At 64.3% G+C, this 24,382-nt stretch carries 22 protein-coding genes and 1 pseudogene; 14 read left to right on the top strand and 9 right to left on the bottom strand.

What is annotated here, in order from left to right:
• The first annotated feature begins 107 nt into the window (after positions 1-107).
• The 6 genes and pseudogenes from FXB40_RS43275 to FXB40_RS43250 all read left to right on the top strand — a co-directional run.
• Positions 108-1,898, top strand: a complete 1,791-nt coding sequence (locus tag FXB40_RS43275; protein ID WP_148778340.1) for a peptide ABC transporter substrate-binding protein — start codon at positions 108-110, stop codon at positions 1,896-1,898.
• Positions 1,899-1,927: 29 nt separating this feature from the next.
• Positions 1,928-2,887 carry an ABC transporter permease gene (locus FXB40_RS43270; protein ID WP_148778339.1) on the top strand — a complete coding sequence of 320 codons (960 nt, stop codon included), beginning with the start codon at positions 1,928-1,930 and terminating at the stop codon, positions 2,885-2,887.
• Positions 2,853-3,770, top strand: a complete 918-nt coding sequence (locus tag FXB40_RS43265; protein ID WP_148778338.1) for an ABC transporter permease — start codon at positions 2,853-2,855, stop codon at positions 3,768-3,770. The genes FXB40_RS43270 and FXB40_RS43265 overlap by 35 nt, the downstream gene beginning before the upstream one ends.
• The gene (locus FXB40_RS43260; RefSeq protein ID WP_148778337.1) at positions 3,770-4,765 is read left to right on the top strand and encodes an ABC transporter ATP-binding protein; all 996 of its coding nucleotides are present in this window, start codon (positions 3,770-3,772) and stop codon (positions 4,763-4,765) included. The genes FXB40_RS43265 and FXB40_RS43260 overlap by 1 nt, the downstream gene beginning before the upstream one ends.
• Complete coding sequence (locus tag FXB40_RS43255) at positions 4,762-5,730, top strand: ABC transporter ATP-binding protein (RefSeq protein ID WP_148778336.1); 969 nt, start codon at positions 4,762-4,764, stop codon at positions 5,728-5,730. Before FXB40_RS43260 ends, FXB40_RS43255 begins: the two co-directional genes overlap by 4 nt.
• 88 nt (positions 5,731-5,818) lie before the next feature.
• Positions 5,819-5,989 (top strand): annotated as a pseudogene (locus FXB40_RS43250) (autotransporter outer membrane beta-barrel domain-containing protein); the annotation flags it as partial.
• A gap of 13 nt (positions 5,990-6,002) precedes the next feature.
• Here the strand turns inward: FXB40_RS43250 and FXB40_RS43245 are convergent.
• The 3 genes from FXB40_RS43245 to FXB40_RS43235 form a co-directional block, all read right to left on the bottom strand.
• The gene (locus FXB40_RS43245; RefSeq protein WP_148778335.1) at positions 6,003-7,907 is read right to left on the bottom strand and encodes a sensor domain-containing diguanylate cyclase; all 1,905 of its coding nucleotides are present in this window, start codon (positions 7,905-7,907) and stop codon (positions 6,003-6,005) included.
• 166 nt (positions 7,908-8,073) lie between these two features.
• Entirely contained in the window at positions 8,074-8,295 is a 222-nt protein-coding gene (locus tag FXB40_RS43240; protein WP_148778334.1) for a dodecin, read from the bottom strand.
• Positions 8,296-8,401: 106 nt separating this feature from the next.
• Positions 8,402-9,646: a glycosyltransferase family 87 protein gene (locus tag FXB40_RS43235; RefSeq protein ID WP_148778333.1), complete on the bottom strand. Its 1,245-nt coding sequence runs from the start codon at positions 9,644-9,646 to the stop codon at positions 8,402-8,404.
• Between the two features lie 374 nt (positions 9,647-10,020).
• Between FXB40_RS43235 and FXB40_RS43230 the strand changes: the two genes are divergently transcribed.
• From FXB40_RS43230 to FXB40_RS43220, 3 genes are all read left to right on the top strand, one after another.
• Positions 10,021-11,547, top strand: a complete 1,527-nt coding sequence (locus tag FXB40_RS43230; protein ID WP_246208326.1) for a hypothetical protein — start codon at positions 10,021-10,023, stop codon at positions 11,545-11,547.
• Positions 11,548-11,626: 79 nt separating this feature from the next.
• Entirely contained in the window at positions 11,627-12,640 is a 1,014-nt protein-coding gene (locus FXB40_RS43225) for a glycoside hydrolase family 16 protein (RefSeq protein ID WP_148778332.1), read from the top strand.
• A 2-nt stretch (positions 12,641-12,642) separates the two neighbouring features.
• Positions 12,643-14,094, top strand: coding sequence for a GH1 family beta-glucosidase (locus FXB40_RS43220; RefSeq protein ID WP_148778331.1), 1,452 nt, complete (start codon positions 12,643-12,645; stop codon positions 14,092-14,094).
• Positions 14,095-14,103: 9 nt separating this feature from the next.
• Here the strand turns inward: FXB40_RS43220 and FXB40_RS43215 are convergent, their stop codons facing one another.
• The 5 genes from FXB40_RS43215 to FXB40_RS43195 form a co-directional block, all read right to left on the bottom strand.
• On the bottom strand, positions 14,104-14,661 hold the full coding sequence (locus FXB40_RS43215) for an HNH endonuclease (protein ID WP_018316280.1): 558 nt from the start codon (positions 14,659-14,661) through the stop codon (positions 14,104-14,106).
• A gap of 183 nt (positions 14,662-14,844) precedes the next feature.
• The gene (locus FXB40_RS43210; RefSeq protein WP_148778330.1) at positions 14,845-15,822 is read right to left on the bottom strand and encodes a peptidyl-alpha-hydroxyglycine alpha-amidating lyase family protein; all 978 of its coding nucleotides are present in this window, start codon (positions 15,820-15,822) and stop codon (positions 14,845-14,847) included.
• A 14-nt stretch (positions 15,823-15,836) separates the two neighbouring features.
• Positions 15,837-17,627, bottom strand: coding sequence for a flavin-containing monooxygenase (locus FXB40_RS43205; protein ID WP_148778329.1), 1,791 nt, complete (start codon positions 17,625-17,627; stop codon positions 15,837-15,839).
• Between the two features lie 78 nt (positions 17,628-17,705).
• Positions 17,706-18,791 (bottom strand): DUF2855 family protein, encoded by a 1,086-nt coding sequence (locus FXB40_RS43200; RefSeq protein ID WP_148778328.1) that lies wholly within the window; start codon positions 18,789-18,791, stop codon positions 17,706-17,708.
• A gap of 96 nt (positions 18,792-18,887) precedes the next feature.
• Positions 18,888-19,535 carry a DNA-3-methyladenine glycosylase family protein gene (locus tag FXB40_RS43195; RefSeq protein ID WP_148778327.1) on the bottom strand — a complete coding sequence of 216 codons (648 nt, stop codon included), beginning with the start codon at positions 19,533-19,535 and terminating at the stop codon, positions 18,888-18,890.
• Between the two features lie 102 nt (positions 19,536-19,637).
• Between FXB40_RS43195 and gluQRS the strand changes: the two genes are divergently transcribed.
• A complete protein-coding gene (gluQRS, locus tag FXB40_RS43190) occupies positions 19,638-20,543 on the top strand; it encodes a tRNA glutamyl-Q(34) synthetase GluQRS (protein WP_148778326.1) in 906 nt (301 codons plus the stop codon).
• Positions 20,544-20,614: 71 nt separating this feature from the next.
• The gene (locus FXB40_RS43185) at positions 20,615-21,886 is read left to right on the top strand and encodes an ATP-binding protein (protein ID WP_148778325.1); all 1,272 of its coding nucleotides are present in this window, start codon (positions 20,615-20,617) and stop codon (positions 21,884-21,886) included.
• Here FXB40_RS43185 and FXB40_RS43180 read toward each other — a convergent pair.
• Positions 21,813-22,706 (bottom strand): YihY/virulence factor BrkB family protein, encoded by an 894-nt coding sequence (locus tag FXB40_RS43180; RefSeq protein ID WP_148778324.1) that lies wholly within the window; start codon positions 22,704-22,706, stop codon positions 21,813-21,815. The two genes, FXB40_RS43185 and FXB40_RS43180, sit on opposite strands and share 74 nt — an antisense overlap.
• 320 nt (positions 22,707-23,026) lie before the next feature.
• Here FXB40_RS43180 and FXB40_RS43175 point away from each other — a divergent pair, with 320 nt between their 5' ends.
• From FXB40_RS43175 to FXB40_RS43165, 3 genes are all read left to right on the top strand, one after another.
• Positions 23,027-23,221, top strand: a complete 195-nt coding sequence (locus FXB40_RS43175) for a twin transmembrane helix small protein (protein WP_027530620.1) — start codon at positions 23,027-23,029, stop codon at positions 23,219-23,221.
• Positions 23,222-23,288: 67 nt separating this feature from the next.
• A complete protein-coding gene (locus FXB40_RS43170; protein ID WP_148778323.1) occupies positions 23,289-23,873 on the top strand; it encodes a cob(I)yrinic acid a,c-diamide adenosyltransferase in 585 nt (194 codons plus the stop codon).
• Between the two features lie 125 nt (positions 23,874-23,998).
• Positions 23,999-24,382 (top strand): electron transfer flavoprotein subunit beta/FixA family protein (locus tag FXB40_RS43165; RefSeq protein WP_148778322.1); only part of this gene is annotated, 384 nt, incomplete at its 3' end.

Below are 24,382 nucleotides of genomic sequence, written 5' to 3'. Positions count from 1 at the left end.
GTCGCAGTTGACGCGCGGCCTATTCAGTGTGCCATCTACCGCCAGCCAAAACTCGGCGGCCGGGCTGCGGCCGCCTGCATCCATACGGGAACCAGACGGGGACAACCATGCTGGATAAAGAACTGCGTTCGATGATCGGCGACGTGAAGGACGGTCGGATGGATCGCCGCGCCTTCATCCAGCGCCTGGCTGCCGTCGGCCTCACCGCTCCCATGGCGAACCAGATCCTCGCCATCGGCGGCGTCGCCATGGCCCAGAGCCCGAACCCCTATCCTCCGACCAAGCGCGGCGGCGGCGGCCCGCTGAAGCTGTTGTGGTGGCAGGGACCGACCTTGCTCAATCCGCATTTCGCGACCGGCACCAAGGATCAGGACGGCTCGCGCGTCTTCTACGAGCCGCTCGCGAGCTGGGACGTTAACGGCCATCTCAATCCGATCCTCGCCGCTGAAATTCCGTCGATTCAGAATGGCGGCCTTTCGGCAGACGCCAAATCGGTCGTCTGGAAACTCAAGCCAGGCGTCAAATGGCACGACGGAAAGCCGGTTACAGCTGACGACCTCGTCTTCAATTGGGAATATGCCAGCGACCCCGCCACGGCATGCGTCTCGATCAGCACCTATAGCGGCCTCACCGTCGAGAAGGTCGATGACCTGACCATCCGTATCAAGTTCAACGACCCGACCCCGTTTTGGGCGAATGCCTTTGTCGGGGCCTACGGCTGCATCATTCCGAAACATCTGTTCGCCGAATACAAGGGTGGCAAGTCCCGCGAGGCGCCGAACAATCTGAAGCCCGTCGGCACCGGCCCCTACAAATTCGTCGAGTTCAAGCCGGGCGATCTGGTGCGCGGCGAGATCAATCCCGACTACCACATGGCCAACCGGCCGTTCTTCGACAGCATCGAAATGAAGGGCGGCGGTGACGCGGTCTCTGCGGCGCGCGCTGTGATCCAGACCGGCGAATATGATTTCGCCTGGAACATGCAGGTGGAGGACGAAGTTCTGCTGCGCCTGGAGAAGGGCGGCAAGGGCAAGACCCTCTATGCCGTCGGCGGCGACATCGAGTTCATCGCCGTCAACTTCACCGATCCCAACACCGAGGTCGACGGCGAGCGTTCGTCGCTGAAGACCAAGCATCCGATCCTGTCGGACCCCAAGGTGCGCCAGGCGCTCGCGCTGCTGGTTGATCGCGATTCCGTCAAGAAGGCGATCTACGGCCGCGCCGGCCGCGCCACCGCGAACTATCTCAATGGCCCCGAGGAGTTCGTGTCCAAGAACACCAAGTGGGAATTCAGCGTCGAGAAGGCCAGCGCGCTGCTCGAAGAGGCCGGCTGGAAAGCCGGCGCCGACGGCGTCCGCGAAAAGGACGGCAAGAAGCTGAAGCTCCTGTTCCAGACCTCGATCAACGGTCCGCGCCAGAAGACTCAGGCGATCATCAAGCAGGCCTGCCAGAAGGCCGGCATCGACGTCGAGCTGAAATCGGTCGTGGCCTCGGTGTTCTTCTCCTCCGACGTCGCCAACCCCGACACCTATTCCAAGTTCTTCGCCGACATCGAGATGTTCCAGATCCCGATGACGCAGCCCGATCCGGCCCTCCATATGCGCCGCTACCATTCGCGCAACGTCGCCACCAAGGAGAACAAGTGGCAGGGGCCGAACTTCCCGCGCTGGATCAACAAGGACTTCGACGCTGCGATCGACGCTGCCGAGACGGAGACCGATCCGGTCAACCGGGCAGGCCTTTACATCAAGTGCAACGATTTGATGTGGCAGGACACGGTCTTCATTCCCGTGATGCACCGTCTCGCAGTGGAAGCAAGTGCCAACTCGCTTCGGCCGGCGCTGTCGGGCTGGGCCAACCAGACCGACAATCTGCAGGACTGGTACCGAGAGGGCTGAGCACGGGCGTCTAGGCGGATCATTCGCTCATGAGTCAGTACGTCCTGCGTCGTCTGATGATCGCGATTCCGAGCCTGCTCGGAATCTCGCTTGTCCTTTTCGTCGTCTTGGCGCTCGCGCCGGGCGACCCCTTCAGCGAGCTTGCGACCAACCCGAACGTGCCGCCTGAAGTGCAAGCCGCGCTTCGGGCGAGGTTCGGCCTCGACGATCCGATCTACCTTCGCTATCTACACTGGCTCAACGCCATGCTGCACGGCGACTGGGGCTTCTCCTTCGTCAGTCGGATGGACGTCGACACGCTCATCCTGCAGCGCCTGCCGGCCACGCTCTACGTGATCGGCTCGGCGCAGATCCTGGCGCTGCTGATTGCGATTCCCGTCGGCGTCTATGCGGCGACAAAGCCCTATTCGCTGTTCGACCAGGTCGCGAACACGCTCGCTTTCGTCGGCTTCTCGCTGCCGACCTTCTTCACCGGCATCCTGTTCATCCTGATCTTCTCGGTCACGCTGGACTGGCTGCCCTTCGTCTACACCACCGACATCAAGGCCACGGGCATCCATTATGTGCTCGAGATGATCCGGCAGGCGATCATGCCGGTGGCGGTGCTCGGCCTGTTCCAGGCGGCGTCGATGACGCGCTTTGTGCGCTCGGCGATGCTCGACGTGATCCGGCTCGACTACGTCACCACGGCGCGCGCCAAAGGCCTCGGGCAGGCCAAGGTCATCGTCAAGCATGTGATGCGCAACGCCATGATTCCGGTCGTCACGCTGATCGCGCTGCAGATGCCTGCGGTGTTCGGCGGCGCCATCGTCACCGAGCAGATATTTCGCATTCCCGGCATCGGCTCGCTGCTGATCTCCTCCATTCTCTCCAATGACACCCCGGTCGTGATGGCCGTGACCTTCGTGTTCGCCTGTCTGGTGGTGCTCTTCAATCTCATCGCGGATGTGCTGTATGGCTGGCTTGACCCTCGCATCTCCCTCCGCTGAGCGGGGCGTCTACTCGCCCTGGCGCGAGACGTGGCGGCGCTTCAGCCGCCACAAGCTTGCCGTCGTCAGTTTGTTCCTGCTTCTCATCCTGATTCTTGCGGTGGTGGTTGGACCCTTCATCTGGCGGGTCAAGATCAACGACATCGACATCGTGGCGGGCATGCAGGGGCCGTCGCTCAGCCATCCCTTCGGCACCGACGATCTCGGCCAGGACATCCTGGCGCGCATGATCTATGGCGGGCGTATTTCGCTTGCGGTCGGATTGGCCGCGATGCTGGTCTCCGTGTTCATCGGCACGCTGGTCGGTGCGCTCGCCGGCATGTCGCGCGGCGCGCTCGGGCACGGATTGATGTGGCTCACCGACCTCTTTCTGTCGCTGCCGCAACTGCCGCTGCTGCTGCTGCTGATCTATCTCTTCCGCGACGGGTTGAAGCAGGTGTTCGGCCCCGAGGGCGGCATCTTCATCCTGATCGTGCTCGTGATCGGCGGCTTGCGCTGGATGCCGGTAGCGCGGCTTGTGCGTGCGCAGTTCCTGTCGATCCGCGAGAAGGAGTTCGTCGAGGCCGCGCGTGCGCTCGGTGCGAGCCCGGTGCGGCAGGTGGTGAAGCACATTCTGCCCAATGCGCTCGGTCCGGTGATCATCGCCGGCACCATCGACGTTGCCGCCGCGATCATCGCGGAATCGACGCTGTCCTTCCTCGGCCTCGGCTTTCCGCCGGATACCCCGACCTGGGGCCGGCTGCTGTACGATGCCAAGGACTTTCTCGACATCGGCCCGCACTGGGCTTTGTTCCCGGGCGGCGCGATCTTCATCGCGGTGGTCGCCATCAACTTCATCGGCGACGGTCTGCGTGACGCGCTCGATGCGCGACGGGTGATCTGATGGCGCCGCTGCTCGAGATCAAAGGTCTCAAGACCCACTTCTCCACCGACGACGGCATCCTGCAGGCCGTCGACGGCATCGATATCACCATCAACCGCGGCGAGACGCTCTGCGTCGTCGGCGAGTCCGGTTGCGGCAAGACCGTCACCGCGATGTCGATCCTGAAGCTGATCGCCATGCCGCCGGGCCGCATCGCGGCCGGCGAGATCATCTTCGAGGGCCGCGATCTGGTGCCGCTGACGAGCAACCAGCTCGACGAGATCCGCGCCAAGGAGATCGGCTTCATCTTCCAGGAGCCGATGACCTCGCTCAATCCGGTCCTGACGGTCGGCGAGCAGATCGCCGAGAGCCTGCGCCGGCATGAGAATGTCACCAGGAAGCAGGCGCTCGAGCGCACCATCGAGATGCTGAAGCTGGTCCAGATCCCCAATGCCGAGGGCCGCGTGCACAATTATCCGCACCAGTTCTCTGGCGGCATGCGCCAGCGCGTGATGATCGCGATGGCGCTGGCCTGCAAGCCCAAGCTGATCATCGCCGACGAGCCGACCACCGCGCTCGACGTCACCATCCAGGCGCAGATCCTCGACCTGCTCCAGGACATGAAGGAGCGCTTCGGCATGGCGGTGATGCTGATCACCCATGCCATGGGTGTCGTCGCCGAGACGGCGCAGCGTGTCGTCGTGATGTATGCCGGCAAGGTGGTGGAGGAAGCCGATGTCGACGCTCTCTTTGCCGATCCGGGCCATCCCTACACGCAGGGCCTGATCCGCTCGATCCCGCGCATCGATCTCGACAGCGCGCACAAGACGCGGCTCGAGGCGATCGGGGGATCGGTGCCGATCCTGATCAATCCGCCCGTCGGTTGCCGCTTTGCGCCGCGCTGCAAGTTCGCCATGGACGTCTGCACCGACAAGGAGCCGCTGCTGCGCCAGATCGCGCCCGGCCATCGCATGGCCTGTCATCTCGGAGATACGCAGTTGGGAGGCGCGGCATGAGCGAACCTCTGCTCCGCGTCAGCGGCCTGAAGAAGTACTTCCCTGTGCTCGGCGGCCTGTTGTCGCGCCAGGTTGGTACCGTCTATGCGGTCGACGGCGTGTCGTTCTCGGTCAATCGCGGCGAGACGCTCGGTCTGGTCGGCGAATCCGGTTGCGGCAAGTCGACGACCGGGCGTTGCGTGCTTCGCCTGATCGAGCCGACCGACGGCGAAGTCGAATTCGACGGTCAGGACGTTCGCCAGCTCAGCGGCAATGATCTGCGCGCGATGCGGCGGAACATGCAGCTCGTGTTCCAGGACCCGTTCGCCTCGCTCAATCCGCGCATGACGGTCGGCTCCATCCTCGGCGAGGCCCTCATTATTCATAAGCTTGGGTCAACGGCCAAGGAGCGTGAGGATCGCGTCGCAAGCCTGCTCGTGAAGGTCGGCCTCAAGGCCGAGCATATGCGCCGCTACCCGCACGAATTCTCCGGCGGCCAGCGGCAGCGCATCGTGATCGCGCGTGCGCTCGCGGTCGAGCCCAAGCTGATCGTCTGCGACGAGCCGGTGTCCGCGCTCGACGTCTCGATCCAGGCGCAGGTCATCAACCTCCTGGAAGATCTCCAGGCCGAGCTGAACCTCACCTATCTCTTTGTCGCGCACGACCTCTCGGTGGTCGAGCACATTTCCGACCGCGTCGCGGTGATGTATCTCGGCCGCATCGTCGAGCTGGCGAAGGCGAGCGACCTCTATCGCAATCCGCAACATCCCTACACCAAGGCGCTGCTTTCCGCCGTGCCGGTGCCGGATCCCAAGCTCAAGCGCAACCGCATCCGTCTCAAGGGCGACGTGCCGAGCCCGATGAAGCCGCCATCAGGCTGCCACTTCCACACCCGTTGCCCGATCGCCCAGCCGCGCTGCGCGGAAGTCGCGCCGGAGCTGAAGGAAGGCGCGGGCGGGCATTTCGTGGCGTGTCATCTGGCCTGACAGCCGTCAGCGAACCCGTGACGTGCTTCGGCGGGCCAGTTGATGCAGCACGATGTCGACGGCGTCGGGACCGCCCCCGTTTCGCGAAACCAGCTTCGTCGTCACCGGTGCGGCGCAGGCGCGCGACTCCGCGCTCACCTCCGCATCGCTCGAGATGAAGTGGCTGAACGGCTGGTCGGCGGCGGTGACGTTCGAAGGCGAGTTCTCGAACGTCACCCGCAGCTACGCAGGGAAGGGCAGCCTGCGCTACGCCTGGTAGGCCGGTGACTCCGTCACGCGCTCTTCGCGGGCCAGGCCACCACCTGGCCTGATATCACCAGCCGGTCGCGGCCGCTGTCCTTGGCGGCGTAGAGCGCGCGGTCGGCGGCTGCCACCAGCGCGCTACAGTCGGTCGTGGTCTGGGATGGGAATCCCGTCGCGGCGCCCAGGCTCACTGTGACGAGCCGCGACGGCAGACTTTGCGCATGCAGCATGGCGAGGTCGCGCAACGCGCCGCGAATCTCCTCGCCGACCTCGGCGCAGCCATCCGCGCCGGTGTTCGGCAACAGCACTGCGAATTCCTCGCCGCCGTAGCGCGCGGCGAGGTCGGCGGGACGCCGGGCGTGGGTGGACAGGATCCGGCCCAGCGCGCGCAGGCACCCGTCACCCGCCAAATGTCCGTAATGGTCATTGAATGCCTTGAAATGATCGACGTCGATCAGCAGGAGCGAGAGTTGCGCGCCATCGCGTCGGGCACGCGCCCATTCGTCCGCGAGGCGCTCGTCGAATGCACGCCGGTTGGCGAGCCCGGTGAGACCGTCGGTCAACGCGAGCGAGATGAGCTTGTCCTGCAAGTCCTTTTGCTCGGTCATGTCGCGTACCACCGCGACGACACCGTCGATCTCGCCACTGTCGGAGGCCCGCGTCACGTGCAGGGCCGCTTCGACCCAGATCTCGCCCTTCTCGCGCTGGCGTTGGCGGTAGACGAACCTCGCCTCCTCGGCCTCGCCGTTCTTCAGTGCGACAATGGCCTGCTCGACGCGTTCCATGTCCTCCGCGTGAATGCCGGCCACGGCCGACGTGCCCAGGAGTTCGTCCGGAGACCAGCCGATCATGCGCACGCATGACGGGGAGACGTAGAGCAACCGGTTGTCGAGCCCGATCCGGGTCACCATGTCGCTGGAGTGCTCCGCGAGCAGACGGAAATGGGCTTCGTTGGCGACCAGCGCCTGTGCCGTGCGCTGCCGCTGCAAGAGCTGGCGGACCAGGTAGAAGCCGATCACCGCGATCAGCAGGACGAGCCCAAGCACGACGGTCAAGCGCACGGCCGTCGCACGTCGCCAGGGAGCCAGCACGTCGTCTTGCGACTTGCTCGCGAGCACCATCAGGGGATAACGGCTGCTGCGCTGGTAGTAGCTCAGCCGCTGGACGCTATCGAGCGGCGACTTGAAATAGTAGACGGCCGCAGCCGGCCGGCTTTCCCATTCCCTGAACAACGGCGCATTCGAGAGGTCGCGTCCGATGAAGACGCCGCCGTCGTCGCGGCTGCGCGCCAGCATGATGCCGTCATTGTTCAGCAGCGACACCGAGCCGTTCGGCCCGACGTCGAAGCGCTCGTAGAACTTGACGAAATAGTCGACGTCGATCGTGAGCAGGACGACGCCGGCGAAGCTGCCGTCGGGATGGTTGATCCGGCGCGACGCAGTGATGATCCACTGGCCGCCGGCGCGACTCTTCACCGGCCGCCCGATCAGCGTGCCCGGATCCGGCGAGTGGAGATGACGCTGGAAATATCCGCGGTCGCTGTTGTTGAGCTTGGAGAAATCGACCGGCTCGGTGGTGGCAAGCCAGCGGCCCGTCTCGTCATAGACGAAGATGCCGCGAATGCGGTCTGAGGATTTTCGGGTCGGCAGATAGGCTTGGAGTTTTGCGATCGTGTCCGGGCCCGTTCCGTCGAGCTCGAGCCGATGCACCAGGCCGATCAGGACCGTATCGACGAGTTCGAACGTGTCGTCCGCATGCTGGACCAGCGATTGCGCGAGATTGGCGACGTCGATCTCGGCGTTCTTGAGTTCGGTGTTGCGCGTCTCCCATTCGCGCCAGCCACTCAGGCCGAGAATTGCAGCACAGATCAGTACGACGAAACCCGCCGCCCAGAGCGGAAGACGCGTCTTGCCAAGTTCGCGGCCCGCGATCATCAGGTTTGCTCCATTTCGGAGCAAACCTCTCACTTTGGCCTTAACGGCCTATTGCAACATCCGCGCTGATTGTGCGAACCCGTATTCGGCCGGTCACAGCCGTCGACATTTCGACGGGTTATCGTCGGAGGATGTTAACCACGCGGGTCCGCCCGGCGCGCCTGCCTCACCCTTCCAGCGTGAAGCCGACGCGGAGCGTCACCTGGTAGTGGCGCACGGCGCCGTTCTCGATGTGGCCGCGCGTCTGCGTGACCTCGAACCATTTCATCTCGCGAATGGTCTTGGACGCGCGGCTGATCGCGTTCTTGATCGCGTCCTCGATCGAGATCTCGGACGATCCGACCAGTTCCAGGATCTTGTAGACATGATCCTTCTCGGCTGCGGGCATGGTGGGCCTCCCTCGGTTCTGCTGCGCCACGCGCCTCTGCATGGCCTTCAACTGAACGGGCGGCCTGCCTTTCCGGTTCCGTCGTCCGGCATAGCCCGCGTCCGGGCTATTCGAGCGCGCGTGCCGGTGCGCCGAGTTCGGCAGCGGCAACCGGCAGCGCATCGCGCCACATCATCCGCAGCAGCATCGCCAGCAGGACCATCAGCGCGGCACCGGCGATCGCCGGCTTGAAGTGCTCGTCGAAGCTGGAGGCGAGGCTCGTGGATTGCAGCAAGCCGTAGGCGCCGGCCAGCATCACGAGGGCATACATCATACTGCGCTCGCGCGGGCTCGTCACTTTGGGGAGATAGGGCAGGACCAGTGCCAGACCAATTCCAGCGATGGGCAGGTCGTAATCATAGGCGTAAGGGCTGATCATCACCGAGACCAGTGCGGCGACGCCGAGCGTGAACGAAGGAGGCATCCGGCGAACGATGCCAAGTGCGACGGCGACGAGCGCAAGGCCGGCAATGGCGACCTGGCCCCAGAACGCGCCACTTGCCGGGACACCGGAATTGTACAGTACCGCATAGCTGGAGATCATGCGAAACAGGGGGTACGAGCCCTGCTCCAGAAAGCTCGCCGACTCCCGGATCGCACCGAGCCAGGCGAGCCAGATCTGCGGCCCGAAGGCGAGCGTGCACGCAAGCGCGCTCACGAGCACGACCGCCGCTGCGACGGCGATCGTCGCCCACTGCCGTGTCGCCAGCAGATAGAGGCTGATGGCGACGGCGAGATGCGGCTTGATGACCATGGCGCCGAGCGCGAGGCCCGCGAGCACCTGGCGCCTCTCGGCATGGACGCAGACGAGCCCGATCAGTGCACCCGTGAGCAATCCATTTTGCCCGCAGCCGATCGTGATCGCTATCGCCGGAAACAGGATGACGAGGACCTGCGCAAAATAGTCTCCCGCGAGCTTGCGCAGCGTTATCAGGTAAGCCGCGAGCGTCGTGCCGGTGAACAATGCGTAGGCCGCCCAGGTCGGCAGGAAGGCGAGCGGGGCGAGCAGCAGGTCGAACTGGGGCGGGTACGTCCAGGGCATGAAGCCGGTTGCGCCGCCCGACAGGCTCGCCTGCATCTTCATGAACACCGCGAACTGGTAGGTCAGGTCGAGATCGCCGAGCCAGATCCGCTGTGCGACGAGATGAAACGCCGCGAAATCTGGCACCTGATGGTCGTGCCAGAAGCCCCACCGGACAAACCAGTAGATCTTGAGCGCAAGGATTGCCGCCAGTGCCGCAACGACGACGCGCACATAGAGCGTGCGCTTCGATGGCGACGATCGAACAGACTCCAGCGTTTCGGCAAGCATGTGAATGAAGCGACCTGGCCCGAATGTGATGGTGGATCAAAGACCGCGACGTGCCACGGAACTTTGCGGTTGAGCTTGCCGGCTTAGGCTTAACGGACGGTAACGGACCGTTCACGTTCCCCGGATTCGTGACGAGCAGGGAACTGGGGGCCCTGGTGCTCATCGTCGTTAACGAAATGCTGACGTAACGGGTCGGCTACGGCCCGGCGGAAATGCGGGATTAAGCTCTTGATCGTATCGGATGCGAGGGGCCGGCCCGCGGGGAGCGTTTTGTGACTATTGCCGTGAATCATTGCGATCGCCTGGACCGGTCGGGTCAGCAGTCGTCTGTGACTTCCGGCGCGGGGCGGTGGACCCGTCCTTCGACCGTCGCCGTGCTGCTTTGGTCAGCGCTGTTTGCGGCGGAGCTTGCCGCGATAGTGGCGCTGTGCGACTTCAGGCTCGTTTTCGCTCTGGACGACGCCTACATCCATCTTGCGGTTGCCGACCAAATTCTCTCCGGCGGATATGGGGTCAATGCCGGCGAATTTTCATCGCCAAGCTCCTCGATCATCTGGCCTTATGTTCTGGCGCTGACCGAGGCCATGCATCTCGGACCGGTCGGCCCGCTGCTGTTCAACGCCGCCGCCGCATGTGCGACGGTGTTTGCGCTTCTGCGTGCACTGGAAGCGAACGGGTTGTTCGACGACGCCAATGATCGCCCGTTCGGCTATCTGATTGCATTGCTCCTCGTCTTTAACGTCAGCGCCGTCGCGCTGCCGATGACCGGCATGGAGCACAGCGCTCACGTGTGGGCCTCAGTCGTGACCTTCCTCGGTCTCGCTGCGGCGGCGCGCGGATCCGCGCCGACGCGGCTGCATTTCATCGCGCTGGTGCTACTTCCCCTGATCCGCTTCGAAGGTATTGCCTTTGCCTGTGCGGCCATTGCCGGCTTCGCACTGCTCGGCCACCGGCGCTTTGCTGGCGGCGCCGCGCTCGTCGTTATCGTCAGCTTGTCCGGCTATTTTGCATTGATGGCCTCGCGCGGCCTGCCGCTGCTGCCGAGTTCGGTGCTGCTGAAGGGCTATCTCGCAAATCTCGATAGCGAATCCACGAGCAATCTGCCTGCCGTCGTCAAGAACATGCTGCGGAGCATCGCCACGTCCTATGGCTTGCGGCTCATCATGCTCGGTCTTGCCCTTGCCGGCTGCGCCTCCTGGCTGCGTGCCGACCGCAAGGCGCTGATCGTCTATCTGACCGTTCTCGCGGCCATCGGTGCTCATCTGGTGTTCGGGCAATATGGCTGGTTCAACCGCTATGAAGTCTACATCATGGCTCTCGCTGCGGCCGCGTTGCTTTGGAGCGCCGCGCAGGTCAGGCCGCGTCTGCCTGCGCTGCAATGGTCGTTCACGAAGATCGCGCTGGTGCTTGGGCTCGGCATTTCGGCGATGCCCTACGTGACGACCGCGCTGGTCACGCCGATCGGTGCCAGCGATATCTATGAGCAGCAGTATCAGCTGGCCCGCTTCGCCAAATCGTTCTACCGGCATGCGGTCGCGGTCAACGATCTCGGGCTGGTCGCCTACCGCAATCCCAACTACACGCTCGATCTCTGGGGTCTTGGCTCGGAACAGGTGCGGAAGGCAAGGACCGCGGGGCAGTATGGACCTGCGGAAATGGCCGCTCTCGCCAGCGATCGCGGCGTCGGCCTGGTGATGATCTTCGACGCCTGGTTTCCGAAAGGTGTGCCGTCGACCTGGACCAAGGTCGCCGTGCTGCGAACGACGACCGTGACCCTGTCGCAACGAGACGTCGCGTTCTACCGCACACCATTGGCCGACGCGGCGGAGGTGACTTCAGCGCTCGCGGCATTCAAGGCGACTATTCCGCCGCGGGACAGGCTGGACATCATCGCGCCGTAACCCGGTCGCATCGCTCTTGCCCGGCCGAAGAGGAGCGAGTTATCCTCGCCTCGTTTCCTGGCATGTACGATGTGCGGCGATGATCGACCGTTGGACGAGGAGCGCTTTGGTCGCGATCGGGTTGCTCGTAGCGACGGCGCCGGGCGTCGCGCGGGACGATCTCCAGGACGATCTCGATGCTGCGCCAGTCAGCATTTCCCTGCAAGTGACGACCGATCCGTCCACGATCGAATGCCGCAAGCTCGAGACGGTCAATCCGGCGTCGCTGATCTCCCTGCCGCTGCGGCGGACCTTTAACGACGATTTCGACGAGCATCCGCTGTCGAAAGGGCGCTGGGTGCCGCATTACGCGGGCGGCGCGGCCTGGCCCGATGCGCGCTACTGGGGCGGCGACGGTTCCGATTTCAAGCGCAAGACCAGCGCCAATGGCGAGCAGCAGATCTATGTCGATCCGCGCTATGCCGGCCGCGCCACGACGCCGCTCGGGCTCGATCCGTTCAGGGTGAAGAACGGCGTGCTGTCGATCGTCGCAAGCCGCACGCCGCCGGATATGAAGCCCGTGCTGTTCAACAACGAATATGTCTCGGGCATCCTGACCACGCAGGGCACTTTTGCGCAAAAGCACGGATATTTCGAGATCCGCGCCAAGATCCCGGTCGGCCATGCGGTGTGGCCGGCGTTCTGGATGCTGGCGGACGACGGCGGCTGGCCACCGGAGGTCGACGTGCTGGAAGGCCGCGGCGAGCGGCCGGGCGACATGGTGATGACGACCCATTGGCGGATTCCATCGACGCAGAAGATCCAGTCCTGCGGCTTCGATTTTGCGGTGGGCGAGGCCTCGACCACATTCCACAATTACGGTGTGCTGTGGGAGGAGGACCGGCTGGTCTATTTCATCGACCGCCGGCCGGTCTCCGACATCAAGGTGCCGATTGGATTCGACGATCCCATGTACATGATCGTCAATCTCGCGATTGGCTCGAAATTCTTTCCCGGAGTCAGTCCGGTCAATGCGGAGACGCCGCCGATCGTGGCGTTCGAGATCGACCGGATCTCCGCCTATCAGATCGACATGGAGCAGGCGCAGAGGTGACGATGTCCGCTTCCTTCTCGCGCCGCTCCTTTGCCAGGCTTGCAGGCCTCGCTGCGCTCGGCCTGACGACGCGCGCCGGCGCTGCCGAGATGGGGACGTCTGCGCCCGCACCCTTCCCGAAGGATTTTTTGTGGGGCACGGCGACCTCGTCCTACCAGATCGAAGGCGCTGTCGAGGAAGACGGCCGCGGCAAGTCGATCTGGGATACTTTCAGCCACACGCCCGGCAAGATCGAGGACGGCACCACCGGCGACCGCGCCAACGAGCATTATCATCGCTACAAGGACGACGTTCGGCTGATCAGGGAGCTCGGCGTCAAGGCCTACCGTTTTTCGATCGCATGGCCGCGGGTGTTTCCGGACGGAACGGGGCAGCCCAATCCAAAAGGGCTCGATTTCTACAACCGGCTCGTCGACGAGTTGCTCGCGAACGGCATCGAACCTTATGCCACGCTCTATCACTGGGACCTGCCGCAGGCCCTCCAGGACCGCGTCGGTGGCTGGCAGTCGAGCGACACCTCAAAGGCCTTTGCCGATTACGCCGGCTACGTTGCCCAGCGTCTGACCGATCGCGTCAAGAACATCTTCACCGTGAACGAGGTCGGGCGCTTCGTGAATTTCGGCTATGGTTGGGGCATCGACGCGCCCGGCCTCAAGCTGCCGGCAGCGCAGCTGAACCAGGTCCGCCATCACGTTGCGCTCGCGCACGGCCTCGCCGTGCAGGCGATCCGTGCGTCCGGGCGCTCCGGTACCCGCGTCGGCGCAGCCGAGAACATCGCGGCCTGTGTGCCGGCGATCGCAACGCCGGAGAATATCCGCGCCGCCGAGATCGCGACGCGCGAGCTCAATGCAGGGTTCCTCGGCGTCGTGCTGGAGGGCAAATACACCGACGGCTTCCTTGCCTATGCCGGCGCGGACGCGCCGAAATTCACGGCTGAGGAGCTGAAGATCATCGGCACGCCGAACGATTTCGTCGGGTTGAACATCTACGCGCCGCAGTTCTACGTCACCGCGTCCGATCGCGCGCCGGGCTTCAACGTGCTGCCGTTCCCGACCTCGTTCCCGCACATGAATTCGGAATGGTTGCGGGTCGGCCCCGAGGTGATCTACTGGGCGCCGCGCATTGCCGCAAAAATCTGGAACATCGAGAACATCTATATCAGCGAGAACGGCACCTCGTCGGAAGACAGGATCCACGCCGATGGCCAGGTCTACGATCTCGACCGCATCATGTTCCTGCGCAACTACCTGACCCAGATGCAGCGCGCCATCACCGAGGGTGTGCCGATCCGCGGCTATTTCCTCTGGAGCCTGATGGACAATTTTGAATGGATTTTTGGATATGGCAAACGCTTCGGCCTCTACCGGGTGGATTTCGAGACGCAGGCGAGGGTGCCGAAGCTGAGCGCCGCGTTCTATCGGGATGTGATCGCGCGGAACGCGATCGGGGTGTGAGGCCGTCCGCTACGGATCCAGTTCCGTATCCCAGTAGAGATAGTCCAGCCAGCTGTCGTGAAGGTAGTTCGGCGGAAACAGGCGGCCGTTGCGGTGGAGCTGGTGCACGGTCGGCGCGAAGGCGTGCTGGCGCGGAAACATCTTGGCCTGCACCGGCGTGAGATTGCCTTTGCGGAGGTTACAGGGCGAGCACGCCGCGACCACGTTTTCCCAGGTGGTCTGGCCGCCTTTGCTGCGCGGGATGATGTGATCGAAGGTGAGGTCTTCGGGCGAGCCGCAATATTGGCAGGCAAAACGATCGCGCAGGAAGACGTTGAACCGGGTGAAGGCGGGGTGCGTGGTCGGCTTGACGAAGGATTTGAGCGAGACCACGCTCGGCAGCTGCATTTGCAGCGTGGGACTGTGAACCGCCTGATCGTAATGAGCGACGATGTTGACGCGATCGAGGAACACCGCCTTGATCGCGTCTTGCCACGACCACAGAGACAGTGGGTAGTAACTCAGCGGCCGGAAGTCCGCGTTGAGGACCAGCACCGGCCAACTGCCTTGCGAGACATGTGCGTTCAAGTAACGCTCCTGGCCTCCAATATACGCTGCGAAGCAGCATGTATTGACATACTACATGCAGCGTGACGGGATTGTGAAGCCCGTTGAGCGACTTATTCAGGCGCAAGCAATACGGCGGCGGGGTGGCAGAAGCTCAAAAACGCCGCGATTTGGGGAGGCCGTGCCCCGGAATGATGGGCTGGGCTACTCCTGCACCCGCTCCAGCTTCTGCAAGCACCGCGTCGCGCGGACCGCGGCCGGCATCTCCTCGTCCGGAAAGCTCGTCTTCCAGTCGGTGACGCCGACTTCGCCGACATAGATGTCGCCCTTCGAATCCAGCGCGATGCCGTGTGGTGCCAGAAACTTTCCGCTGGCGACACCCGGGCCTTCCTCGCCGCCGAGCCGCGCGATGCGCTTGCCCTGCGCGTCCACGATTGACAGCCGCGGGCCGAGATTGGGCACCTTGCGGTTGACGGCCAGGCCGGGGCCGAGCTCGCCGATGACGAAGGTCGGGCTCTTGCCCCCGCCGCAACAGCACAGCGCACAAGGGCGGTGCAGATTGTTCCACTGTGTCTCGTATTTGCCCTCGCCGTTGAACACCTGCACGCGATGGTTCTCGCGGTCGGCGACATAGACCCAGCCGTCGGAATCGGTGGCGATGTTGTGCACGATGTTGAACTGGCCGGGATCGGTCCCGGGCTCGCCCCAGCTTTTGATCAGCTTGCCGTCGGGCGTGAATTTGTGCACGCGCGCATTGCCATAGCCGTCGGAGACGTAGATCTCGCCCTTCGGCGACAAAGCGGTGTGGGTGCAGCGGTGGAACGGCTCGCCGCTCATGAACGGGGTTGGCTTCTTCGGGATGCCGATCGTCAGCAGCACTTTGCCGTCGGTCGTGCATTTGCGCACGGTGTGGTCGCCGTCATCGGTGCAATAGAGATTGTCGTCGGCGTCGATGTGCAGGCCGTGGGCGCGGGAGAACAGGCCTTCGCCAAAGCTGCGCAGGAAATTGCCCTCGCGATCCAGCACCACCATCGGATGGGCGCCGCGGTTGAAGACGTAGACGCGGTCGTGGCTATCGACCGCCACCGAGGCGACGTCGGTGAGCTGCCAGCCATCGGGAAGCTTTGCGAAATTTTCGACGACGCGGTAGCGGTGTTCGCCGGTGCCGAGAATGGCTGGCATGTGTGGTCCCCTCTTCAGTTGCCTCTTTGCTCGTTTGCAGCCGCGGTCCGTGGCAAAATCCCTTCCTCGATCGCCTTGATCTGCAGCGCGAGGAATTTCGAGTTGATCCGGCACTGCGCGAGGCTGCCGGCGATGAACCACAGGCCGGGTTGCCCAGTGCGCGCATACATGTTGCGCAGCTCAAATCCGTCGCCAAAGCCCCAGACCGGGCCGACGCGGTCGGCGACGCCGTGGCCGAATAGCCTTCGCACGAGGTATTCCTGCGGCTTGTAGCCGGTCGAGAGCACGATGAGATCGGCGGCGATGGTCGTGCCGTCCTTCATCCGCGCGCCATTGGCCGCGAAGCCGTCGATGTCCTCGAACTGCTTCAGCATGATCGCGCCTTCGACGATCAGGTTGGAGCAGCCGACGTTGAAATAATAGCCGCCGCCACGGGTGAGGTATTTGAACTGCCAGCCGGTACCGGCCTCGCCGAAGTCGAGCTTGAAGCCGACGCGACGGAGGCCATCGAGTAGCTCCTTGTCGAGTTCCTTCGACTGCTCGGTCAGCATCACATGCGTCTTCTTTGCCAGCGGCGTCGGCATCGAGGTCGCGATCAGATCGTTGTCCTCGAGCGTACCCTCATTGTAGGTCGCGTAAGCGAGCTGCGCCGACGGCTCGATATTGGTGACCAGCGTCGGTGAACGCTGCACCAGCGTCACCCCGGCGCCGCTGGAATGGAGGTCTTGCGCGATGTCGTGACCGCTATTGCCGGTGCCGATGACGATCGCGCGCTTGCCTTGCCAATTCTCGCCGTCCTCATAGCGGCTGGAATGCAGCAGCGTGCCCTTGAAACGATCCAGCGTCGGAATGTCAGGCACGTTGGCAATGCCGCTGACGCCGGTCCCCATCACGACATGACGCGGATGCATCGTGCGCTTGCTGCCGTCGGCGCGGCGCAGCGTCACCGTCCAGTGGCCCTTGGCCTCGTCGTAAGTGCCGCCTTCGAACTCTGTGCCGGTCCAGAAGTTCAACTCCATCGCGTCGACGTAAGCTTCGAACCAGTTCGCGAGCTTGTCCTTGGGGATGTAGGTCGGCCAGTTCGGCGGGAACGGCATGTAGGGCATGTGGTTGACCTGCACCTGGTTGTGCAGGGTGAGGGCGTGATAGCGCTTGCGCCAGTTGTCGCCGATCCGCGCCGCGCGATCGACGATCAGCGTGTCGATCTGCAGCTGCTTCAGCCGTGCTGCGATCGCAAGCCCGGCCTGGCCGCCGCCGACCACCAGCACGGCGGGATCGCGATCGGCATAGTCGAGCGAGGCGTTGCGCAGGTCGAGCCAGTTCGGTCCGCGGAAATCGCGCGAATAGGCCTGGCCGCGCGGGCGCGTGGTGCCGAGCTGTTCCTCAAAACCCTTGAGCTCGTCGAGCGCAGTCAGCAGCGTCCACGCTTTCAGACGGTCGCCGTCAGCGGCATCCGGTACGAGCCGCACGATGCCGCTGCCGCGGCCGAGCGCGGTCTCGAAATTGAAGATCGCCTCGATAGTGTTGGTGCCCGCCCGTGTCACCCGGCGCGGCGCCGCGCGGTTCGGGGCAATCTTGAAATGCCGCGGTGTCGCCTTCGGCGCGAGCGCAGTCAGCGCTTGCGCGACGGCATCGCGGCCTGCAAGCGTCTGCAGGTTCCAGCTCAGCGCCAGCACATCGCGCCAAAAACTGTCGGCGAGAAAAAGCCGGTCGAGTGCCGCGCCATCAGGTTTGCCAAGCGCACGCTCGAATCCATCGAGCCAGGCTTGCGCCGAGACGGCGATATCGTTCGTGCGATCCAGCATGCGCGACCTCGTGGCCGTCTTCGCGGCGTTTCCTCTGAAGTCGAACGCTATACTGGATCAGGCTACGTCAAAAGCGCTTTACCCGAGCAGTGAGAGCATGTGGCCCTGCTCAGGCGGAATGCGGCCTTTCAGCGTGTCGAGGTAGACCCGCTGCACCGCCTCGGGCCCGCGGCTCTCGACGACGCTCAGGCATCGCTCCAGCATCGGTGCGAAACCGGACCATCCCGCGCCAAAGCGCTGCTCGATGCCGCCAGGACCCCAATCCTTCGCCCGCTTGCGGATCTGGTCGGGGGCGAAGAACCAGCGCGGCTTTGCGCCGGGCAGTTCGCCTTCATCGGCATCGGTGGCGCGATGTGTCAATCCGACGCGCACCGAGCATTTCATCTGGTCATCAAAATGATGGTGCAGATCGGCGCGCAGCGCGCTGTTGCCGGCCATGTCGACGAAGGCGACCGGCGCATCTGAGGGCAGCGATGTCACGCAGTCATAGGTGACGACCTCGTCATAGCAACCGAGCGAGGTGACGAAGCCGGTATTGCTGGCCGAAGTCAGGCCGATCACCTTGCGGCCGCGGCTGTGCAGGAGATGGCCGAGCCCGAACGCAGTCTTGCTCGAGGCGCTCGAGAGCAGCATGGTGCGCGCGCCGAAGTCATCGTTTTCGGTCAGGAAGTCGTCGACCAGGAATGACAGCATGAACAGCGGCCGCAGCAACGCCTGGTAGTCGCCCTGCCGTCCGGCATAGGCGGGATCGCCGCCGACGCGCGCATAGGCATTGTAGACCGGGGCCACGCCTTGCCGGTGCGCGGCGCCGTCGCGCAAGCCGCGCTTGCTGACATCAGTTGCCTCGATCACGAGATGCGTCGCCATCGGGAAATAGCCGAACAGGCGCTCGCCCACGGGCACGTTCGGATGTTTTGAGGCGATCACCTCGCCAAAGCCCCACACCGGGATGTTGCCAAAGCCCTGCGGCGCGGGAAACAGCTGCCAGTATTTCAGCTCGTGGCCGAGCCCGGCATAGGTGATGTTGTTGGCGGTGAAGGCGAAGCGGTTGACCTTCACTAGCAGCGCACCCTGCGGCAGTGCATCGGCTGCGGGAATCGTGGTTGCGATTGTCTTGCAATTTTCAAAATTGTCGCGCGCAACGATGAAGTCGGTGGCTGTCATGATGTCAGATCCCGGCTTGTGTCCGTGCCGTCATCTCATCGATTACACGCGGGTCGTTTGCAACAGCAACATAGTTTTAAACGTTGTTCGGCGGCTTCACGCCGACAGCACCCCCTCGCGCTTCTTCACCGCGCGGTAATAGCTCCACCACAGATGGGCGGCAGCACCCCGCAACGGGCGCCAGGGCTCGGCGAGCGGCGCCATCTGCTTTTCCGTCGGCCGTGCCTGAAGGCCGAGGCCGATCTTGATGCCCTCCTGCACGGCGAGGTCGCCGGCCGGCCAGGCATCGCCATGGCCGAGGCAAAACAAGAGATAGACGTCGGCCGTCCACGGCCCGATGCCAGGCAGCGAGATCAGCGTGTGATGCGCGGCATCCGCATCCTCCTCAGCGAGCACGTCGAGGTTCAGCCGCTCCGCGATGATTTCGCGCGCAAGATTTTTCAAAGTCTTGATCTTGGCTGCGGACAAGCCGAGCCGGCCCAGCCGGTCGGTGCGGGCACGGCGCACGGCCTCGTGGTCGAACGGATCGAAGGCCGCGGACAGCCGTCCCCAGATCGCCGCAGCACTCGCGGTCGAAAGCTGCTGCCCGCAGACGATATGGGCAAGCCCGGCAAAGCCCGGCTCGCGCCGCCGCAACGCCGGCATGCCCGCGACCGCGAGCACGGGTTTGAGTCGCGGATCGCGCTTGACCAGCGCGTGGACGGCTTCTTCGAGATCGGACTGGGTTTCGAGGTGGATGGTCATGATGGCTCTACTTGTCATGCACAGGCTTGACCCGCGCATCCATCTCCTATCGTAACAGAGTCTTGTCGTAACAGAGCTTTGGCCATGACGAGATCTTGCCAGATGCCGCCACCCGTTTTCCGATTTGCCCCCAGCCCGAACGGCCATTTGCATCTCGGCCACGCCTATTCGGCGCTGCTCAATTTCGACCGCGCGCGCGAAACCGGCGGGCGATTGTTGCTGAGGATCGAGGACATCGACGCGACGCGTTGCCGGCCGGAGTTCGAGACGGCAATTGATGAGGATCTCGCCTGGCTGGGGATCGCCTGGGAGACGCCCGTGCGGCGGCAGTCGGAGCATCTCGCCGATTATCGCGCCGCGCTGGAGAAACTCACCGCGCGCGGCCTCGTCTATCCCGCCTTCGAAAGCCGTGCCGAGATCGCCAGGCTCGTGGCCGCGCGCGAGGCCGACGGGCCATGGCCGCGCGATCCCGACAGTGCACCGCTCTATCCTGGTGACGCGAAAGCGCTGGCGGCGGGCGAGCGCTCGCGTCTGATCGGTGCCGGCGCGCCTTACGCGTTGCGGCTCGACATGACGGCGGCCTGCCAGCGCGTCGCCGGCCTGACCTGGAACGAGTTGGGCGAGGGCCCCGATGGCGAGCGCGGCACGGTCGCCGCGCGGCCCGAGGCGTGGGGCGACGTGATCCTGGCCCGCAAGGAGACGCCGACCAGCTACCATCTGTCCGTGGTGGTCGACGACGCGCTCCAGGGTGTGAGCGAGATCGTGCGCGGCCAGGACCTGTTTCACGCCACCTCGGTCCACCGCCTGCTCCAGGCTTTGCTCGGCCTGCCGGAGCCGGCCTACCGCCACCATCCCCTGATTCGCGATGCCGACGGGCGCAAGCTGTCGAAATCGGACCGCTCGACCGGCCTGCGGGAGTTGCGCGCGGCCGGCGTCACGCGCGCCGGTATCCGCGGATTGGTGGGATTAGGTCAAGTTTCTCTGGGGGTTAGCAAAACGCCGCCGTGACTCCGGGGGTTCCGCCGTGCGATGCTGAGCCGATAGCCCGGGGTTCGAAGGGGATACTTCGAAGGGGATTTATGGCGGCGAAAACGCGCACTACGCGGGCGTCCAGGCGACCGCCTCCGAAGCGGTCCGGGGCGGCCGGCAAGGTGCGCAAGCGCGGCGCTAAGGCGGCCGCACCGGACATGGTCCAAGTCGCGCTGGCCGCCTTTGCCCACGAGGTCCGCACCCCCCTGACCGGGATTCTCGCGATCAGCGACCTGCTGTCGACCTCCGATCTCGGCGAGCGGGAGCGGCGCTGGGCCGACACCATCAAGGCCGGTGCCGAGCATCTGGCGAACCTTGCCACGCTGTTCGTCGACGCCGCCAAGACCGGCAAGGGCGCGGGCGGCAGCACGCTGCGGCAGGATCTGTTCGATCTGCGGGCGCTCGCGCGCAGCACCGGCGATTCGCTTGCCGGCCGCGCCGCCGCCAAGGGGCTCCAGGCCGAGGTCGAGATCTCCGAAAAACTTGCGGGCCTCGTGGTTGGAGATCCCGTCCGCCTCCGCGCCGCACTCGAGAACCTGATCGACAATGCCGTGAAATTCACCGATCAGGGCGGCATAGCGATGTCGGCTACGCCCTGGCGTCCCGCCAAGGGCAAAGCAAGCGGCAGAGCCAAGGATAAGGACAAGCGCCGGGTCGGCGTCGCCTTCTCGGTGTCCGACAGCGGCATCGGCCTGACCATGGCCGAGATCAAGCGGCTGTTCCGCCCGTTCACCCAGGCCAATGTCACCATCGCCTCGCGCTTCGGCGGCGCCGGGCTCGGTCTGTCCTCGGTAAAGCAGTTGGCGCGTGCGATGGGCGGCGACATCACGGTCGCGCCCCGGCGCGGCGGCGGCGCCACCTTCACGCTGACGGTGTCGCTGGATGCGGCGGGCCCCGCGAAGTCACGCAAATCGGGTGGTGATGAGGCGGACGACGCACTTGCGGCGTTGCGCGTGCTCAGCGTCGAGGACAATCCATTCGGCCGTGTCGTGCTCAATACGATTCTGACCGAGCTCGGCCATCATGCCGAGTTCATCGGCCGCGGCGAGGATGCGGTGAACCGGCTCGCGCAAGGCGGCTTCGATGCGGTGCTGATGGATATGGTCCTGCCCGGCATCGACGGTGTCGAGGCGATCCGGCGGATCCGTACGATGCAGACGCCGCTGGCTCAGATCCCGATTATCGGCGTGTCCGGGCGCGGCGAGGACGAAGCGGCGTCGCGCGAGGCCGGCGCCGACGCCTTCCTGGTCAAGCCTGTGTCTCCGCGGGCTTTAGCGACTGCGCTGCTTGAAGCGAAACGCCGTGAGGAAGTCGCGACTTGATGATCGCGGCGTTGAGCTCACCGCCGAAGACGAAGATCGCGGCGATGAAATACAGAAACACCAGCGCGATGATCACCGAGGCCAGTCCCGCATACATCGTCACGTAATTGTTGGCGAAGCGCGCCAGGTATTGTCCGAACACGATGCCCGAGATCAGCGAGGCCACGATGGTGAAGACGATGCCGGGCAGAATCTGGAAAAAGCTGCGCCGTCCCGCCGGCAGCCAGGCATGCAGGATGATCAGCGCCACCACCAGCGCGCCGATGGTGATGCCGTAGCGCAGCCAGGTGAGGATGCTCTCGTTGGATTCGACGAACAGCGGAATGTGGCGCCGCGCCGCCTCGATGAAGAGCGGGCCGAGCACGATCAGGAACGCCATGGCGAGCGCGGTGAAGGCCGCGACCAGCGTATAGCCGATCGATTCCAGCCGCAGCCAGTACCAGCGCCGCATCTCCATCACCGCATAGGCGCGGTTCAGCGCGACCCGCAGCGCCTCGACGCCGTTGGACGCAAAATAGACCGACAGCACCGCGCCGATCGTCAGCACGCCGGTGCGGGTGGTAGTCAGCACGTCGTGGATCTCGCCGGACAGTGAATCCGCCACTTGCTTCGGCCAGACCTCGAGCATCAGCCCGGCCGCCTGGTCGGCGAGTTCCTTGGAGCCGAAGAAGCCGGCCAGCGAGGTCAGCACGATCAGGAACGGAAACAGCGCCATCAGCGTCGACAGCGCGATGTGGCTCGCGATCGCCCAGCCGTCGTCGGCGAGGAACGTGTAGAAGGCGTCCTCCACGACGATATAGATCGTGCGGATGACCTTCACAGCCTGCCCCGGAGCAAGTTTGCTCTCACTCCGCTTGCGGCCCGGATTCGCCTCGCCCCGCTTGCGGGGAGAGGCCGACGCGCGGCGGGTGAGGGGGGCTCTCCGCGGGGACGGTGGCTGCAGGATTCGCGGAGACTCCCCCTCACCCGGAATCCGCGCTGCGCGCGCATTCCAGCCTCTCCCCGCAAGCGGGGAGAGGCGAAGGCAAAGGGCGATGCGCGCAAATCGGAAATCATCCAGCCAGCTTCTGATATTATTGGCCTAAAAGCCAGATTGGGAACGCCATAGCGGAGCGCCGCACACGGTGTTATCACCCCCAAATGGCATCTCTCCTGAGTACTTTCATCCTGCCGGTGGCAGCCGGCGCCGTGGCGATTGTGCTGCTGCTCGGTCTCGTCAACATGATGCGCGGCGGCTCGCCCAACACCTCGCAGAAGCTGATGCGCTGGCGCGTGCTGCTTCAGTTCATCGCGATCGTTATTGCCATGATCGCGGTCTGGGCGATGGGGCGATAGGGCATGATCCGGAAAAGTGCGAAGCGGTTTTCCGACAAGATCATGCCCTAAGAATAAGGAGACTTTCATGGTCGTGCTCAACCGCATCTATACTAAGACCGGTGACGACGGCACGACAGCGCTCGGAACCGGCGAGCGCCGTCCAAAATACGATCTGCGCATCGCAGCCTACGGCACGGTCGACGAGACCAATGCCGCGATTGGCGTGGTGCGCCTTCACACCAGGGATGCGCAGGAGCTCGATGCGATGCTCGGCCGGATCCAGAACGATCTGTTCGATCTCGGTGCCGACCTTGCGGTGCCCGAACGGGAGGGCAAGGAAACTAAAAAGACGGAACGGTTGCGGGTGGTGGCAAGTCAGGTCGAGCGGCTCGAGCGCGACATCGACGCTCTCAACGACAAGCTCGCACCCCTTACGTCCTTCGTGCTGCCGGGCGGCACGCCGGCCGCCGCCTACCTCCATGTCGCCCGCACGATTTGCCGCAGGGCGGAACGCGTGATGGTGGAACTGGCGGCTCAGCCGGGGGAGCCGGTCGGTGCAGCTGGCATCCAATATATGAACCGCCTGTCGGACTTTCTGTTCGTGGCCAGCCGCGCGGCTAACCATAATGGCGCCGGTGACGTGCTCTGGGTTCCGGGCCAGAACCGCTGACCCATTGAGATCAGCATTTCTAAGGTCTAAAATTGGGCCCTGTCGCGCGTTGACCGGGCCGGATCAGGCCTTTAGGTTCCGCGCCAGTTGAATAGCCCCCTCCCAAATTGAGTGAAAGAGGATCGATGAAGGTCTTGGTGCCGGTAAAGCGGGTGGTCGATTACAACGTCAAGGTCCGCGTCAAGAGCGATGGATCGGGCGTTGAACTCGCCAACGTGAAGATGTCGATGAACCCCTTCGACGAGATCGCGGTCGAGGAAGCGCTGCGCCTGAAGGAAGCCGGCAAGGCGACCGAAGTCGTGGTGGTCTCCATCGGACCGGCGCAGGCGTCGGAGACGATCCGCACCGGTCTCGCCATGGGCGCCGATCGCGGCATCCTGGTGAAGGCCGACGGCATCGTCGAGCCGCTCGCCGTCGCCAAGATCCTGAAGAAGGTTGCCGAAGAAGAGCAGCCTGGCCTGATCATCCTCGGCAAGCAGGCGATCGATGACGACAGCAATCAGACCGGC

This window comes from Bradyrhizobium rifense (assembly GCF_008123425.1).
Classification (GTDB): domain Bacteria; phylum Pseudomonadota; class Alphaproteobacteria; order Rhizobiales; family Xanthobacteraceae; genus Bradyrhizobium; species Bradyrhizobium rifense.
Note: the sequence above shows the minus strand (reverse complement) of the source record. Positions and strands in the feature narration are given on the sequence as shown.